This is a genomic window from Comamonas sp. B-9, from assembly GCF_000410635.1.
Lineage (GTDB): Bacteria > Pseudomonadota > Gammaproteobacteria > Burkholderiales > Burkholderiaceae_C > Comamonas.
In genome coordinates, this window is the sequence record NZ_KE148668.1 from 786 (window position 1) to 15,921 (window position 15,136).

At 64.4% G+C, this 15,136-nt stretch carries 15 protein-coding genes; 9 read left to right on the plus strand and 6 right to left on the minus strand.

Going from position 1 to position 15,136, the window contains the following annotated elements:
* Together H928_RS29545 and cobW are read right to left on the minus strand one after the other, a co-directional pair.
* Positions 1-1,649, minus strand: a 1,649-nt coding sequence (locus H928_RS29545; protein ID WP_043341798.1) for a cobaltochelatase subunit CobN, incomplete at its 3' end; no start/stop codon positions are given.
* Positions 1,649-2,725 carry a cobalamin biosynthesis protein CobW gene (cobW, locus tag H928_RS0123470; protein ID WP_021028681.1) on the minus strand — a complete coding sequence of 359 codons (1,077 nt, stop codon included), beginning with the start codon at positions 2,723-2,725 and terminating at the stop codon, positions 1,649-1,651. The genes H928_RS29545 and cobW, both read right to left, overlap by 1 nt.
* A gap of 755 nt (positions 2,726-3,480) precedes the next feature.
* On the opposite strand from cobW, the gene H928_RS31840 reads away from it, so the two are divergent.
* From H928_RS31840 to H928_RS0123500, 6 genes are all read left to right on the plus strand, one after another.
* On the plus strand, positions 3,481-3,768 hold the full coding sequence (locus H928_RS31840; protein WP_148293279.1) for a hypothetical protein: 288 nt from the start codon (positions 3,481-3,483) through the stop codon (positions 3,766-3,768).
* Between the two features lie 136 nt (positions 3,769-3,904).
* Positions 3,905-4,243, plus strand: coding sequence for a helix-turn-helix transcriptional regulator (locus tag H928_RS0123480; protein WP_021028683.1), 339 nt, complete (start codon positions 3,905-3,907; stop codon positions 4,241-4,243).
* Between the two features lie 2 nt (positions 4,244-4,245).
* Positions 4,246-4,734 carry an arsenate reductase ArsC gene (locus H928_RS0123485; RefSeq protein WP_021028684.1) on the plus strand — a complete coding sequence of 163 codons (489 nt, stop codon included), beginning with the start codon at positions 4,246-4,248 and terminating at the stop codon, positions 4,732-4,734.
* Positions 4,735-4,736: 2 nt separating this feature from the next.
* Positions 4,737-5,810, plus strand: a complete 1,074-nt coding sequence (gene arsB / locus H928_RS29550; protein ID WP_043341801.1) for an ACR3 family arsenite efflux transporter — start codon at positions 4,737-4,739, stop codon at positions 5,808-5,810.
* Positions 5,810-6,526: an arsenical resistance protein ArsH gene (arsH, locus tag H928_RS29555; RefSeq protein ID WP_021028686.1), complete on the plus strand. Its 717-nt coding sequence runs from the start codon at positions 5,810-5,812 to the stop codon at positions 6,524-6,526. Before arsB ends, arsH begins: the two co-directional genes overlap by 1 nt.
* 113 nt (positions 6,527-6,639) lie before the next feature.
* On the plus strand, positions 6,640-7,038 hold the full coding sequence (locus H928_RS0123500) for a hypothetical protein (protein WP_021028687.1): 399 nt from the start codon (positions 6,640-6,642) through the stop codon (positions 7,036-7,038).
* 22 nt (positions 7,039-7,060) lie between these two features.
* On the opposite strand, the gene H928_RS0123505 is transcribed toward H928_RS0123500, so the two are convergent.
* Both H928_RS0123505 and H928_RS0123510 read right to left on the minus strand, forming a co-directional pair.
* Positions 7,061-8,593, minus strand: coding sequence for an FAD-dependent monooxygenase (locus tag H928_RS0123505; RefSeq protein WP_027011322.1), 1,533 nt, complete (start codon positions 8,591-8,593; stop codon positions 7,061-7,063).
* Between the two features lie 191 nt (positions 8,594-8,784).
* On the minus strand, positions 8,785-9,678 hold the full coding sequence (locus H928_RS0123510; protein WP_021028689.1) for a LysR family transcriptional regulator: 894 nt from the start codon (positions 9,676-9,678) through the stop codon (positions 8,785-8,787).
* A gap of 100 nt (positions 9,679-9,778) precedes the next feature.
* Here H928_RS0123510 and H928_RS0123515 point away from each other — a divergent pair, with 100 nt between their 5' ends.
* Positions 9,779-10,888: a tRNA-dihydrouridine synthase gene (locus tag H928_RS0123515; protein ID WP_021028690.1), complete on the plus strand. Its 1,110-nt coding sequence runs from the start codon at positions 9,779-9,781 to the stop codon at positions 10,886-10,888.
* A 107-nt stretch (positions 10,889-10,995) separates the two neighbouring features.
* Here the strand turns inward: H928_RS0123515 and H928_RS0123520 are convergent, their stop codons facing one another.
* Positions 10,996-11,643 (minus strand): hypothetical protein, encoded by a 648-nt coding sequence (locus H928_RS0123520; RefSeq protein WP_148293281.1) that lies wholly within the window; start codon positions 11,641-11,643, stop codon positions 10,996-10,998.
* Positions 11,644-11,669: 26 nt separating this feature from the next.
* Complete coding sequence (locus H928_RS0123525; RefSeq protein WP_021028692.1) at positions 11,670-13,061, minus strand: PLP-dependent aminotransferase family protein; 1,392 nt, start codon at positions 13,059-13,061, stop codon at positions 11,670-11,672.
* Positions 13,062-13,336: 275 nt separating this feature from the next.
* Here H928_RS0123525 and H928_RS0123530 point away from each other — a divergent pair, with 275 nt between their 5' ends.
* Both H928_RS0123530 and H928_RS31180 read left to right on the plus strand, forming a co-directional pair.
* Positions 13,337-13,570, plus strand: a complete 234-nt coding sequence (locus tag H928_RS0123530; RefSeq protein ID WP_021028693.1) for a hypothetical protein — start codon at positions 13,337-13,339, stop codon at positions 13,568-13,570.
* A 197-nt stretch (positions 13,571-13,767) separates the two neighbouring features.
* Positions 13,768-15,125, plus strand: a protein-coding gene (locus H928_RS31180) for an IS3 family transposase (protein ID WP_148293282.1) whose coding sequence is annotated in 2 segments (ribosomal slippage) — positions 13,768-14,233 and positions 14,233-15,125 — 1,359 coding nt in all. Because the reading frame shifts where the segments join, the coding sequence is not laid out codon by codon here.
* The last annotated feature ends 11 nt before the right edge of the window (positions 15,126-15,136 follow it).

Consider the following 15,136-nt stretch of genomic DNA (forward strand, 5'->3'; position numbering starts at 1 on the left):
CTGCGCAGCCAGTGGTAGAAGGCCAGGTAGTAGTGCGGCGGCACCAGGTCCGGGTCGTGGTAGGCGGCCAGCGCATCGAGCTGGTAGCCGCGCGCCGGCTGCACGCCGACAAAGATCTGGCCCAGGCGCAGACCGGACACCATAAAGCGGCCTTCGCGCAGCATCGGGTCTTGTGCGGGCGTGCCCCAGCGCTCGGTGATGGCCTGCTGGTTGGCGGCTGGAAGGGTGCCAAAGTACTGCAGGTAGTCGTCCAGGCTCAGGCTTTGCCAGGCGGCGCGCGTGGCCCAGGAGTCTGGTGCGTTGGTGATGCCTTGCTGCAGCAAGTCCATCAGCGCCTGGCTGTCGGCGGGCATGGCATCGACGGCATAGCCATCGGCCGCCAGCGCGCGCAGGATTTCAATCACGGAGGCGGGGGTATCCAGCCCCACGCCATTGCCGATGCGGCCTTCGCTGCTGGGGTAGTTGGCCAGCACCAGGGCCAGGCGCTTGTCGGCATGGGGCTTGCGGCGCAGCTGGCACCAGCGCTGGGCCAGCGCCACGACAAAGCCCATGCGCTCGGGGTGGGCCTGGTACTGCACCACATCAGATTGGGTCAGATCGCTGCGGTGCGACAGGCCCTTGAAGCTGATCGCCCGCGTGATGATGCGGCCATCGACCTCGGGCATCGCCACATGCATGGCAATATCGCGCGGCTGCAGGCCGTGGGTGCTGTCCAGCCAGGTCTGCTCGTTGCTGCCCGACAGGATCAGCTGCAGCACGGGGATATCGCCTGCCAGCGCATGGTCGCCGGGGGTATCGAGCGAGGCCTGCGAGAACGCGGTGGTGTTGAGGATCAGTGCGACCTCTTCGCTGGCGCACAGCGCCTGCAAGGCCGCCAGGCACCCGGCGTCCTTCAGCGATTGCAAGGCCAGCGGCAGCGGGTTCATGCCCTTGGCAAGCAGCGCCTGGCACAGGTCGGCAAACACCTGGGTGTTGCCCGACTGCAGATGCGCCTTGTAGAACAGCAGCATGACCACTGGCGCGCCGGGCTGCCACTGCAGCGGGCCCGGCTGCTGCCAGGTGGCGACCGTGGCCTCATCGCTGCTGGGGTGGTAAACGGCCACCGCCGGCAGGGGGCGCGGCGGCAGCGCCGCATGCGGGCCGCCCAGCAGGCCGTGCCAGACAAAACGAAACAGCTCGCGCGCATTGGCCAGGCCGCCTTCGCGCAGGTAGCGCCACAAGGTACGGCAGTCTTGCTGTGGCACCGTGCTTTTTTGCAGCAGGTTCAAATCCTCGCTGCTGTCGCCCGAGAACATGGCCAGCGCAATCTTGTTGGCGCGGCACAGCGCCATGACGCGCTCGGTGCCATAGGGCCAGTAGCTCTCGCCGCCCAGGTGGTCGATGATGATGAGCTTGGCATGCTGCAGCACCTCATCGGCATACAGATCGACCGATGCGGGCTGGCGCAGGTACATCAGATTGGCCAGCCGCACGCTGGGCAGTTGCTCGCCATCCATGCCGGCCCGCAGCTGCTCATAGGCTTGAGCGAGCAGGGCCAAGGTGGTGTCTGCAGCGCTCAGGATCACGATGTCGGCCGGGCTTTGGCCCAGGCTGGAGACAAAGGCCTCGTCGTCGACAAAGCCACCGGGCTGGACCGCGAGCAAATGCATCAGAGCGCTCCGACCGGGCTGGCAGCGAGCTGGGCGCGGATGGCTGCCTCGTCCAGGTCATGGCCGATAAAGACCAGGTGGCTTGCGCGCTTTTCATCGGCGCGCCATGGGCGGTCAAAGTAGCTGTCAAAGCGCTTGCCCACGCCATGCACCACCAGGCGCATGGGCTTGCCGGGCAGCGCCACAAAACCCTTGATGCGGTAGACGGTTTGCTGCGCGACGACCTCGGCCAGCTGGGCCAGCAGTGCTTCGCGCTCCACTTCGCCCAGCTGCATGACGACGGAGTCGAAATCGTCATGGTCGTGCTCGTCATGCACATGGCCGGCTTCGTGCTCGTGGTGGCCCTTGCGCGATTCGATGCTTTCCTCGGACGCGCTGGACAGGCCCAGCACCACATCGAGGTCGATGCGGCCATGGTCGGCAGCCACGATCTTGACGGCAGGCGGAATGTCTTCGCGCACCAGGGCCTCGACAGCGGCGCGGTCGGCGGCGCTGGCCTGGTCGAGCTTGCTCAGCACCACCAGGTCGGCGGAGATGAGCTGGTCTTCAAACAGCTCATGCAGCGGCGACTCGTGGTCAAGGTTGGGATCCTGCTTGCGCTGCAGATCGACCGCAGCGGGGTTGGCGGCAAACTGGCCGGCTGCAGCGGCGGGCACATCGACCACGGTGATCACCGCATCGACCGTGCAGGCGTTCTTGATCTCGGGCCAGTTGAAGGCCTGCACCAGGGGCTTGGGCAGGGCCAGGCCACTGGTCTCGATAAGGATATGGTCGATATCGCCACGGCGCTCGATCAGCTTGCGCATCACGGGGTAGAACTCTTCCTGCACGGTGCAGCACATGCAGCCATTGGCCAGTTCATACAGTTGGCCGGCCTGCTCGCCGTTCTCGTCTTCGCAGCCAATGCCGCAGCCACGCAGAATCTCGCCATCAATGCCCAGCTCGCCAAACTCATTGACGATCACCGCAATGCGGCGGCCGTTGGCGTTGGACAGGATATGGCGCAGCAAGGTGGTTTTGCCGCTGCCCAGAAAGCCGGTGACGATGGTGGCTGGAATCTTCTGGCTGGTGCGCATGGGGGATGTCTCCAAATAAAAGGGGAGGGCTGCCGGGCAAGCCTGGGGCGGGGCCGTTGGGCGCAGTGCGCGCGGCAGTCTGAAACAAAAAGGGGGAGGCGGGGCCGGGGCCGGCGCTGGACGAGTGCAGGCCGCCTAGCGGCCGCATCCCGCCAACGGCCAGGCCAGGCCTGTGCGCCATAGCGCCGGGTGCAAGGGCAGCGCCAAGCGGCGGCTGGGGGCAGGTGTCTGCATGGGAACTCCAGGAAAAGCGCGTCCTAGGCAAACCAGCGGGCTTGATGCCGGTTGCAGCTGGTTCGGGGGTGGCTTGGCACAAAGGTCTGACTTGGCAGCGCAAGGCGCGGGGCGAGCCCGGGGCCTGCGGCAGCGATACAGTGGCGCGACCGTGCCGGATTGTCACCGGCTTCTTTGCGAACAAGTGCGGGCCATTCTACTGCCTTTGCCTGCGGCGATAGCGGCCCGCCATGGCTGCTGGCGTGGGTTCTTGCGGGGCATGCCAACGGCTGGCTTGAGGCACCGGGCAGGCACCCTATCCTTCACAATGGCCTCTTGTCTTTGACGGTGCGGGAGTGGATATGGGGCGAATCATGGCCGCATTGTTGATCGCCATCAGTGTGCGAAGCGCCTGCGCGGCGCCCGCTGGGCCGACTGAGCCTACTGGGCGGGCTGCAGAAATCGGTTGGTGGACGCTGACGCGTGCAGTGGACCCTGCGACTGGAAAGCAGGATTGTGTTGCCAGGCATGTGGGTGGGGGGATGACGCTCAATGGCACATCCTTGACGATTGCGGCAGTGCCCATGCGGGCGGTGCTTTCGAGCGGGGCTTTGGCGATCGCATTGGACGGCGTTCCTCTTCCGCCACCTTTGACGGAAGCTGCTGGCGTTATCCGGCATTTTGGGGTGCTGACGCTGGAGGGCGCCGCCCTGGCCAAAGCCGTTGCATCCCAAAAGCTGCTGGTCTCAGTCGGCGCGGTCGATGCGATGCACGACATGCGCGGTGCACGCGAGGCGCTGCAGTGGATACAAGATGCCTGCCAGCGATAGCTGCCTTCAGCACTGAACCATGGGGCGCCGAGTTACTGTAAGTTTTTAGCCGAGGCGGCGTGGCCTTTGGGTGTCCATCACAGCTCGCTGCAAAGTTTTTGGTGCTTTATTTCAATACTTCAATTATCATTGAAGTATGAATGAAGACCATGTCATCAAATCGCTGGCCGCACTGGCCCACCAGGTCCGCTTGCGGGTGTTTCGTGCGCTGGTGGTGGCCGGGGCTGACGGGCTTACGCCCTCGGTGTTGGCGGAGGCGCTGGGCGTTGCGGCCACGGCGCTGTCCTTCCACCTCAAGGAGCTGGTCCATGCGGGCCTGGTCACGCAGGAGCGCGTGAGCCGCAACCTGGTCTACCGCGCGGACTTTGCGCGCATGGATGGCGTTCTGCGCTATTTGACCGAGAACTGCTGCGCGGGCGCCCGCTGCGAGGTGACAGCTCCCCAGTGCTGCCCTGCCAGCGACAAAGGCTGCTGACGATGACCACCCATGTATTGGTGCTGTGCACCCACAACTCGGCCCGCAGCGTGCTGGCCGAGGCCATGTTCAACCACTGGGCGCAGACACTGGGCATCGATGCCAAAGCCTTCAGCGCCGGCGCTGCACCCAGTGGCCGTGTCCACCCGCAGGCGCTGGCGGCGTTGCGTGCTGCGGGTGTGGATGTATCTGCGCTGGCGAGCAAGAGCATGGACCTGTTTGCGCAGCCTGGTATGCCAGAGATGCGCGTGGTCATCACCGTCTGCGACAGCGCCGCTGCCCAGCCTTGCCCCTTGTGGCCGGGCGCGCCGGTGCGTGCCCATTGGAGCTATCCGGACCCCTCCGAGGCCGTCAGCGAGGAGCAAGCCCAGCGCTTTGAGCTGACCCGCCAGGCGCTGGCCTACCGCATGCTGCAGCTGCTGCAACTGCCGTTTGACAAGCTGGGCAACCAGGCGCTGCAAGCGGCAGTGCAGCGGATTGCGGAGTCTTGAACATGCCCGTGCCTGAGACCAAGCCGGTGATCGGTGGGTTTGAGCGCTACCTCACGCTCTGGGTGCTGCTGTGCATCTGCGCTGGCGTGGGCCTGGGTTATACCGTGCCGGGCCTGACCGAGGCCGTGGCTGCGATGGAGGTGGCCAAGGTGAACCTGCCGGTGGGTGTGCTCATCTGGGTGATGGTGATTCCCATGCTGCTCAAGATTGACTTTTCTGCGCTGTCGCAGCTGCGCCGCCATGCACGGGGCATAGGGGTGACCTTGTTCATCAACTGGGGCCTCAAGCCGTTTTCGATGGCCTTGCTGGCCTGGCTGTTTTTGCGCCATGTGTTTGTGCAGTGGCTCGATCCTGCGCAGATAGACAGCTACGTTGCCGGTTTGATTTTGCTCGCTGCAGCGCCTTGCACCGCGATGGTCTTTGTCTGGAGCCAGCTGTGCAAGGGGGACCCGTACTTCACGCTGTCGCAGGTGGCCTTGAATGACGCCATCATGCTGGTGGCCTTTGCGCCCATCGTGGCCTTGCTGCTGGGCATCTCCTCGATCACGGTGCCCTGGGACACCTTGCTGGTCTCGGTCGTGCTCTACATCCTGGTGCCGGTGGCGCTGGCCCAGATGCTGCGCAAATACTTGCTCAGGCGCGGCAGCCAGGCACTGGGCCGGGCCGCCGAGCTGATGGGGCCGGTGTCCATCCTGGCCTTGCTGGCCACGCTGGTGCTGCTGTTTGCGTTCCAGGGCCAGTCGATCCTGGCGCAGCCCTTGGTGATTGCGCTCTTGGCCGTGCCCATCCTGGTGCAGGTGGTGCTCAATGCCGGGCTGGCGTACTGGCTCAACCAGAAGCTGGGGGTGGCCCATTGCGTGGCCGGGCCCTCGGCGCTGATTGGCGCCAGCAACTTCTTTGAACTGGCCGTCGCCACCGCGATCAGCCTGTTTGGCCTCAACTCGGGCGCAGCGCTGGCCACCGTGGTCGGCGTGCTGATCGAGGTGCCGGTGATGCTGGCCGTCGTGGCCGTTGTCAATCGATCCAAGCGCTGGTATGAAAATGCCCTGCCAGCTGCATCCAACCAAGGATACTGATGTCTGCTGATGCCCTCTCCCGCCATATCGATGCCCGCAGCTTCCAGGCCCCTGGCCCGCAGCAGCTGCAGCCTCGCCAGCTGTCTGCCCATGCTCCGCGCATCCTGATGCTGTATGGCTCGCTGCGTGAGCGCTCCTACAGCCGGCTCCTGACCCAGGAGGCAGCGCGGCTGCTGGAAGGCATGGGGGCCGAGGTCCGCATCTACGATCCCGACGGCTTGCCGCAGCCCGATACCGTGCCGGAGGACCACCCCAAGGTGGCGGAGCTGCGCGCGCTGGTGCGGTGGTGCGAAGGCATGGTCTGGACTTCACCGGAGCGCCACGGAGCGATGACCGGCATCATGAAGACCCAGGTGGACTGGATACCGCTGTCCGAAGGCGCCGTGCGGCCCACGCAGGGAAAGACGCTGGCGGTCATGCAGGTGAGCGGCGGCTCGCAGTCCTTCAATGCCGTGAACCAGCTGCGCATTCTGGGCCGCTGGATGCGCCTGTTGACCATTCCCAACCAAAGCTCGGTCGCCAAGGCCTACCAGGAGTTTGACGACGAGGGGCGCATGAAGCCATCGCCTTTTTATGACCGCGTGGTGGATGTGATGGAGGAGCTGCTGAAGTTCACCCTGCTGACCCGGGACCTTGCGCCGTATCTGGTGGACCGCTACAGCGAGCGCAAGGAGGAGCGCGCAAAGATGCATGCCCAGACCTTGGCGAGCCTGTGAGCGCTGCGCGGGATACAAAAGGGGTGACACAGTCCTGAGGGCCGAGAGGACTCATAGAGGAAGGCCGCCAGCGGTTGGCAATTTGCTAGCATGGCGCAACTTGCCCCAGACCCATGACCAAAAATCGCTACCGCCTGCTCGTTATCGCCACCGTCCTGCTGTTAGTGCTGTCCATCCGCATGGATTTCAGGACCGAGCTGCTGTCCTCGCAGCATCCGCTGCGGTTTCCTATCGCGCTGGAGGGGGAGATGGTCGTGCTGCTGTGCTTCATCATCTTGGGTTGGACCGCCGGTTTTTATGGCTGCATGCGCTTTCGTCCCTGGGCGCCTGCGCTCAACCTGGTCACCACCGCCTGCGGGCTGCTGTTTATCGTCGGCAACAACTGGCTCTCCGTCGAGTCCTCCTGGGCCCAAGTGCTGGATTTTCTGGCCAATGCCTCGGGCGGTTTGACCTTGATGCTGCCTTACTTCAACGACCAGGTCCGAAAGATGTTTTGGCCGGAGCCGGATTAAGCTCCGGCCCCCCGCCCGCGCATCAGCGCTGCAGCGGCTGGCCAAACCAGCGTTGAATTGCCTCAGCCACCTGGTCCTGCTCCACAACACCTTCACCCACCCAGGCGACGATGCCATCCGGGCGGACCAGCAGCGATTGCAAGCCAAGTTCATCAGCCGCGCTGCTGGCGATATAGCGAAGGCGCCCCTTCCACCCTGCTGACAAGTCGCGCAACGGCGCGGCGCTGCCAAAGTCCAGCAGCAAGCCATGGCCGGTCTGCAGATGGCCAGCGAGGGTCGAGCCATCGGCCAGCGCAAAGTCGGGCGCGCTGCGGCCGACCAAGGGGTGGGGGTCGCCCAGGTCATAGCGCAGCGTCGCGCCCCAGACGCGATCGGCAAAGTAGGTGGCGCCGTCGCGCGTGGCGACCAGGTCGCGCAGGATATCGGCGAGGGCGCGTGTGGCGGGGCTGGGCCGCATCAGGGCAACCTGGGCGCGTGACCAGTCCAGCACCTGGGCGCCGACCGGGTGGCGCTCGGCGGTATAGCTGTCCAGCAGGCCCTCTGGCGCGTCGCCTTGGATGGTGGCGGCCAGCTTCCAGCCCAGGTTCATTGCATCCCCAAGACCGAGGTTCAGGCCCTGGCCGCCCAAGGGCGAGTGGATATGGGCGGCGTCTCCCGCCAGCAGCACGCGGCCCTTGCGGTAGCTGCTGGTCTGGCGGGCGCGGTCGGTCCAGGTGGATGCGAGTTGTAGCGATGTGATCGCGGCATCGCTGCCGCTGACCCGGCGCAGCACCGTTTGCACATGCTCGGTAGTAATGGGGGGGCTGCCGTGGAAGGCGCCGCCGTCAAAATCCACCATCGCGATCGTGCCGGGCGGCTGGAAGGTGTACATGCCCGTGGCCGTGTAATGGCGGCCTGGGCTGAGGGCAGCGCTGTTCTCCAGCGTGGCCTCTACCGAATAGCCCGTGAATTCGGGCTCGGTGCCGGCGAAGTCAAAACCGGCGGCTTTGCGGATCTGGCTGCGGCCACCATCGCAGCCCCCCAGCCAGCGGCTTTGCAGCTGTGCATCACCGGCTTGCACTTGCATGCTGTCGGCTGACTGCACCAGGCCGGTCACGCGAACCCCTCGGCGCACATGCACACCCAGTTCTGCCGCACGCCGTGCCAGCACCGATTCAAGGCGCTCCATCGTCGTGGGCATGCTCTCGCTGGCGGGGCCGGGCAGCCGGTAGGGCCAGCGTGTGGTGTCGATCTGGTCCTGGAAAAACTGCAGGCCCGCAAAGTGCCCGCCGGGCCGGCGCGCATGCTGCAGCCAGTGGGGGCGCGATGCGGCGGGCGCGCCACCATGCAGGGATGCCGTGACGGCCTCCAGCAAGCCCCGGCGCTGCAGCGCCTCCAGCGAGGGGATAGTGAGGCCACGAATGCCAAAGGGCGCTTGCTTGAGCGGGGAGTGCGGGTCGCCGGCTTGCTCGAGCACCAGCACAGCGCACTGGGCCAGCCGCAGCTCGCAGCCGAGCAGCAGGCCGACGGGGCCTGCACCAACAATGATGACGTCGTAATGGGGGATCGTAGGCATGGACATGTCCTCTCTCGTTTGACCGTTCGGCCGGAGTGATTCTTTGTCTTGAGAACCCCTGGGACGAACCGATGGCCGCATGCAGATGCGGTGCAAGTTCGTCGTGGGGACCCATGCGCGGGCAGAGTCAGCGCTTCCGTGGGGAAGGACCTGGGCTTACCAAACCAAGTCTGCCTTTTTCGACGGGCGGATTATAGCGCTGTGTCTAAAGAAGGTGCCAGTGCCGATTTCAGCGCGGCCATCAAGACGCGCACCCGCTGCGGCACGTATTTGCGGCTGGGGTAGAGCGCCCATACCGACAGGCTGGGGAGCACGGCGTCTGAGAGCGTGATGGCGACCAAGCGGCCGTCTGCGGTTTCGTCCACCACATCCCAGTGGGTCATCATCGCCAGCCCCATGCCGCGCAGGCAGGCGGCGCGCACGCCTTCCACCGAGTTGCAGCCAAAGCGCCCGTTGACCCTAAGCTGCCGCTCCTGGCTATCGACCAGAAACGGCCAACTGGGCATGCTGCTGAGCTTGATGCAGGCATGGTGGTCGAGATCCTTCAAGCTGTGCAGCGCGGGGGCCTGCGCCAGGTAGGCGGGGCTGGCACAGAGCACCCTGGGGTTGGGGGCCAGCTCTTGCGCAACCAGGTCTGATGCGCTGGGCGGCGCGATGCGGATGGCCAGGTCCATGCCTGCGGCGGTGATATCGGTCACCTTGTCATCGAACTGCAGATCAACGCGCAGTGCAGGGTTGGCCTGCATGAGCTGCTCGGCCACGGGTAGCAGGATGCGCCGACCAAATGCGCCGGGCGTTGTGACACGCAGCAGGCCATGGGCCCCTTGTGCGGCAGGCGCCAGGGTGCTGGCTGCTTCGCCGACGGCATCGAGGATGGTGCGGGCCAGGGGCAGAAACTCCTCGCCTTCAGCGGTAAGGGTGACGGCGCGGGTGCTGCGGTGCATCAGCCGCGTGCCCAGCGAACGCTCTAGCGCCGCCAGGTGGCGCGACGCGGCCATCGGTGTCAGGCCGAGCTGGCGCGATGCGCCTGCCAGACTACCCACGGTGCTGGCCGCTACAAAGACGGCCACAGAATCAGTATCCATAACGATTTTTGATATTGAGGCATCCCATTTTGTGCCACTACCGCTTGGCAGGGAAGGCCATTAAATTAATTATTGTTATTTTCAACGAATGAGACATCTTGTGAATCTGGATACTTCGCCCCTGCAAACGCCATTTGATCTGAAGCAGCTGAGCCTGCGCAACCGCCTGGCGGTGGCGCCGATGACGCGCGTGACCGCAACGCCCGACGGGCTGCCGACTGCCACCATGCAGCGCTACTACCAGCGCTTTGCGCAAGGTGGTTTTGGGCTGGTGATTACCGAAGGCAGCTTTATCGACGAGGCCTGGTCGCAAACCTACGAAAACCAGCCCGGCATGGCCAGCGATGACCAGGCCCAGGCTTGGCGCCCGCTGACCGCCCAACTACAGGCCTCCGGCACGCGGTCCATCGCGCAGCTGCAGCATGCCGGGGCGCTGTCGCAGTTCAACCGCTACCGGCCGGGGCAGACGATTGCACCGTCTGCGGTACCGCCTCGCGGCCTGCAGATGCCGTTTTACCGGGGCGAAGGGGCGTACCCCATCCCGCGCGCCATAACGCAAGAAGAGATGGCCGATGTGGTGGCCCACTTTGGCAGTGCGGCGGCCCGTGCCGTGGGCCTCGCAGGCTTTGATGGCGTCGAGATCCACGGGGCCAACGGCTATCTGCTGGACCAGTTCCTGACAGCGCATACCAATCTGCGCACGGACCGCTGGGGTGGCGCATTGCCTCAGCGCCTGGAGGCTGCTGTTGCCACGATCCAGGCGGTGCGCGCGGCAGTCGGTGCCGATGTGCCGGTGGGCATTCGCGTGTCCCAGGGCAAGGTGAACGACTTCGGCCATAAATGGGCCGAAGGCGAGCAAGGCGCTGAGACCATCTTTGGCACGTTGGCGGATGCGGGCGTGGACTACATCCATGTCACCGAGTTTGAAGCCTGGCAGCCCGCGTTTGGCGCGGAAGGCCCGAGCTTGGTTCAGCTGGCCCGCCGGTTTGCACCGGGCTTGACCATCATCGCCAATGGCGGTTTGCATGATGCCGACCGCGCGCTGCAGCTGCTGGCCCACGGCGCCGACCTGATCGCTTTGGGGCGCGGCGCGCTCAGCAACCCGGATTGGCCCCGCAAGCTTGAGCAAGGCCTGCCAATGAAGGCGTTTGACCGAAGCATTCTGGGGCCGATCGCGGATATCAAGGCGTCGGAATTGGCCGCCGCCTGAAGGCACAGGCCCTTCTTTTGGCGGTAGGTATCGGCGACTATTTGGAGTGCCTCAGCCCTTCACACTGCCATTTTTTATAAGGCGGCGGGCGGGGTGGTATCTGCAGCCTAGACCAGCTGATGGATCCGTTGAACGGCAAGCTTTCCCGCCCGAGCAACCTGTGGATGTGCATGCGCTGCGGCCAGCTGGGCCATGGTTAGCAGTGCTTGGTCAGGGCGCTTTTGGATGGCCATCGCGACGGCCTCACCGAGAAAGAAGTCGTCATCGGCCACCAGTCTGTGCAACAGGTCCTTGTCTTCCAGGTTGAGCGAAGGAATCAGCGCGAGCACCACCTCATTCAATGTCTGGTCATCCAGCAGCTGGTGCATGAACGCACCCAATGCAGCTTGGTCCTGTGCGAGAGGGGATAGCGCGGGATGCAGATCGGAGACTTCCTGGTCACTGGCTTGCGCCTGCTGCAGCACCACCAAAAAGCTGGTTGCCGAATCGAAGACGGCGCGCGTATCGCCATCGTGGCTGAGGAAAAGCACGCAGCCCGCGAGCGGCGAGCGGGTGGCCAGAAGGTGGTGGTCGCTGGTGTCTGCATCATCGAGCACATAGCAGCCCAGCTGTTGGACCAGGGGGTGGTAGGCGAATTGCGCGGTTTGGTCCAGCATCTCACTGGGAGCAAGCAGCTGTGGGTGGCCTGCAAGAGAAGCTGAAGAGGCCTCGACGTAGTGCTCAAGCAGATCGCGGTCTTCTTCTGGTGCGGGCATGGCTGGGTCCTTGGGTAAAGCGGTCGTCAAACCACGGCAGCCGTGAACGCATCCGGCCGCCGCGCCAGCAGCGCCGACAAGCGCTGCAGCCCCGCCTGCAAGCGCCCCCGGTCCTTGATGCTGCCCAGCGAGATGCGGATGGCATTGACCTGGGCAGTGTCTGCCGCGCCGCTGGCAAAGGCCTCGGCCGGGGTGACGGCGATGCCCTCGCGCTGGGCGGCTTGTGCGAGTTGGGCGGGGCTCCAATACCCAGGTAGCTCCAGCCAGACATGCAGGCCATCGCCCTCGCCGCTGTAGCGGCCGGCCAGCAGATCGCGCGCCATGCGGTGGCGCAAGCGGGCCTCCTTGCGCACGCCCTCCATCAGCCCATAGGCCGAGCCGCCCAAAATCCACTGCGTGGCCAGCGCGGCAGACAGCGGCGAGACCATCAGCGCAAAGGCGCGCAGGGCGGCCAGAAAGCGCTCGCGCAAGGCAGAGTCACGCACCAGCACAAAGGCCACGCGCAAGCCTGGGGTCAGGCATTTGGACAGGGTGGAGATATACAGCACCTGCTCGGGTGCCAGGCTGGCCAGCGGTGGCGGTGGTGCTTCGGCCAGCAGCCAGTAGGGGTCGTCTTCCACGATGCGGACCTTGCAGCGCTGCGCGATGGCAAGCAGCGCCTGGCGCCGGGCAAGCGGCATGGTGATGGCGGTCGGGTTCTGCAGGGTGGGGTTGAGGTAGAGCAGCGCCGGCTGATGCTGGCGGCAGGCCTGCTCCAGGCTCTCGGGCCGCATGCCATGCTGGTCAGCGGGCACGGTGATGATCTGCCGGCCCAATTGCGTCGCCGCTGCGCGCAGGCCGGGGTAGCCCATCGGCTCGGCCAGGATCACATCGCCCGGCTCAGTCAGCGCCAGGATGGAGGCGGCAATCGCCGCCTGCGCGCCCGGGCAGACAACCAACTGCTCGGCATCGACCGGCCCCAACATGGGCTTGAGCCATTGGGCGCCGGCCTGGCGGTCCACATCGCTGCCGCCGCCCAGGTGGTAGGTCATCAGCAGGGCAGCATCAGCGCCCATCAAGACCTGCGACAGGCCTTGCTTCAACAGATCGTCAAAATCCAGGCCCGCCGGCGGCGGCGGGGTGTTCATGCCCAGGTCGAGCACCGCCGTCAGCGCCACCTTGGGCGCTGCCACATAGGTGCCCCGCGCGCCACGACCTTCGAGCAGATGGCGACGCCTGGCTTCGTCGTAGGCACGGGTGACGGTCGTCAGGTCTACGTCCAGCAAGGCCGCCAGATGGCGCTGCGGCGGCAGGCGGTCGCCGGGTTTCAGCAGCCCATCGGCCACGGCCGCTTGCAAGGCATCGGCAATCTGCAAAAAGCGCGGCCCGCCCCGCGCGCTCAGTCGCGGCAACCAGGGGAGGGCGTCGTCTTCTTGCATGCTTGTATCTGAGGATGTATGGATGGGCCGAGGGGGCCTCTGCAAAACGCACTGCCTTGGTCTGGACGCCAACTTGGGCGATCCGCTCCATTCTATTGGGCAAGGGTTTTGCAGACGGCCCCTGGGACAATTTGTCCGCATGTATGGAAATTGCTTTTGCGTAATATGCACCAGAACGTGCAGCGGCCCATGCTTGTATGGCAATCGCTGGCGTTGCGGCCTCATGCCTTGCTGGGGCTCGGACAGTGCCAAGTCATTGGCTGGAAATTTGCAAAATGATCGATTGGATCCCCGTAGTCTTCGTGATCTTCAAGCTGGGCATGTTCAGCACCTGCATGTTCTTTGCCATCAAATGGCATTACGACCAGGGCAAAAAGGGTGGCGACCCCCGCGCCGTGCTGCGCGCAGGCGGCAAGGTGGCGGCCATATTTATGCTGGCGTTGCTGCTGCTGGGGCTGCTGACCTTTGGCCTGATGCGGATGCTGGGACTGGATCTGATGTTGCCGTGACCGCCCAGTCGCCGCACTCAAAGGCAGGTCAGCACCATCGAATGGAGCAGAATATTTTGCGCTTAGCCGCCAAAGGGGACTTTGACCAACTGCCCCGCCGCATTCCGTTCAAACGCTGAGCGTGGAGGCGCATCCAGGAATGAATCGCCCCGCCTTTGAACTGACCCCCAGAAGTTGGACGAACTTCAAGGGGTTTCATGAAGAAGTACGAGACGGAGTTCAAACTGGAAGTGGTCCAGAGCTTCTTGGCAGGCGAAGGCGGCGCGAAGCTTTTGGCTCGTCGGTGGTCGGTGCCTGAGGAGAAGGTCCGCACCTGGGTGAGCCACTACCGACTGCACGGCATCGACGGCTTGCGCCCCAAGCGCAGCGCGTACAGTACGCAGTTTAAGCTGCAGGTGCTGGTTCATCAGGATCGAGAGCAGCTCTCCAGCCGCCAGGTCGCAGCGCTCTATGACATCCGCAATCCCAATCAGGTCGTGGTCTGGCGACGCAATCTCAATCAAGGCCGCCTGCAGGCGCGCGAGAGCGGGAAAGAAGAACAGCCCAAGATGAAGCCAAAACGACGTTCTGTAGAACCGTTGAGCACGGTCGTTGCCGATGCGGAGAAAATCCTGCGAGAAGAGAACGACCGACTGCGCGCGGAGGTCGCGTACCTAAAAAAATTGCATGCCTTGATCCGGTCGAAGATGTCAGCTGCGCCGACAAAGCGCGCCTGATTACCGGGTTGAGGCATGACTATAAGCTGGCCGACCTGTTGGACGTAGCAGGCTTGGCGCGCAGCACTTTCTACTACCAGTGCCAGGCGGCCCAGCGCGTCGACCAACAACGAGCCATGGAGGCCAGAATTCGTACTGTGTATGACGAGCACAAGGGCCGCTACGGATACCGGCGGATCACGGCAGCGCTGTGTAATTCAATGGCGGAGCCGGTCAACCACAAGTGCGTGCAGCGTCTGATGCAAAAGATGGGGCTGCGTGCGTTGATCCGGGCGAAGAAGCGCTCCCGGCATATCCCGGGCATGAGTGATGCGCACGTACCCAACGTTCTGCGGCGTGACTTCTGCGCGACTGCGCCGAACCAGAAGTGGGCGACCGATGTCACCGAGTTCAATGTACGCGGCCAAAAGCTTTACCTGTCAGCCTGCATGGACCTGTACTGCGGCGAGATCGTCTCGTACCGCATGGCACGGCGGCCAGTCTTCGAGCTGGTTTCCGGCACGCTCGAGACAGCGCTCTCGCGCGCCAAGTCCACCGCTGACCTGATCGTGCACTCCGACCAAGGTTGGCACTACAAGATGCAGCCCTACAGAGCGATGCTGGCGAGTCATGGTGTCAAGCAAAGCATGAGCCGCAAAGGCAACTGCTTCGACAACGCAGCGATTGAAAGCTTCTTCGGCACACTGAAAGCTGAGTACTTCCATCTCGACAAACCCGACAGCATTGATGCACTCGAAGCGGGCGTGCATGATTACGTCCACTACTACAACCACGAGCGCATCAAGCTCGGGCTGCAAGGGCTCAGCCCGGTGGAGTACCGGCTGAGAAGTACCGCCTGATCGGCGGAATC

Excerpts from the sequence above, each read along its gene's own strand:
- cobW (WP_021028681.1), bottom strand. The coding sequence starts at position 2,725 with ATGCGCACCAGCCAGAAGATTCCAGCCACCATCGTCACCGGCTTTCTG.
- H928_RS31840 (WP_148293279.1), top strand. The coding sequence starts at position 3,481 with ATGACGCTCAATGGCACATCCTTGACGATTGCGGCAGTGCCCATGCGG.
- H928_RS0123480 (WP_021028683.1), top strand. The coding sequence starts at position 3,905 with ATGAATGAAGACCATGTCATCAAATCGCTGGCCGCACTGGCCCACCAG.
- H928_RS0123485 (WP_021028684.1), top strand. The coding sequence starts at position 4,246 with ATGACCACCCATGTATTGGTGCTGTGCACCCACAACTCGGCCCGCAGC.
- arsB (WP_043341801.1), top strand. The coding sequence starts at position 4,737 with ATGCCCGTGCCTGAGACCAAGCCGGTGATCGGTGGGTTTGAGCGCTAC.
- arsH (WP_021028686.1), top strand. The coding sequence starts at position 5,810 with ATGTCTGCTGATGCCCTCTCCCGCCATATCGATGCCCGCAGCTTCCAG.
- H928_RS0123500 (WP_021028687.1), top strand. The coding sequence starts at position 6,640 with ATGACCAAAAATCGCTACCGCCTGCTCGTTATCGCCACCGTCCTGCTG.
- H928_RS0123505 (WP_027011322.1), bottom strand. The coding sequence starts at position 8,593 with ATGCCTACGATCCCCCATTACGACGTCATCATTGTTGGTGCAGGCCCC.
- H928_RS0123510 (WP_021028689.1), bottom strand. The coding sequence starts at position 9,678 with ATGGATACTGATTCTGTGGCCGTCTTTGTAGCGGCCAGCACCGTGGGT.
- H928_RS0123520 (WP_148293281.1), bottom strand. The coding sequence starts at position 11,643 with ATGCCCGCACCAGAAGAAGACCGCGATCTGCTTGAGCACTACGTCGAG.
- H928_RS0123525 (WP_021028692.1), bottom strand. The coding sequence starts at position 13,061 with ATGCAAGAAGACGACGCCCTCCCCTGGTTGCCGCGACTGAGCGCGCGG.
- H928_RS0123530 (WP_021028693.1), top strand. The coding sequence starts at position 13,337 with ATGATCGATTGGATCCCCGTAGTCTTCGTGATCTTCAAGCTGGGCATG.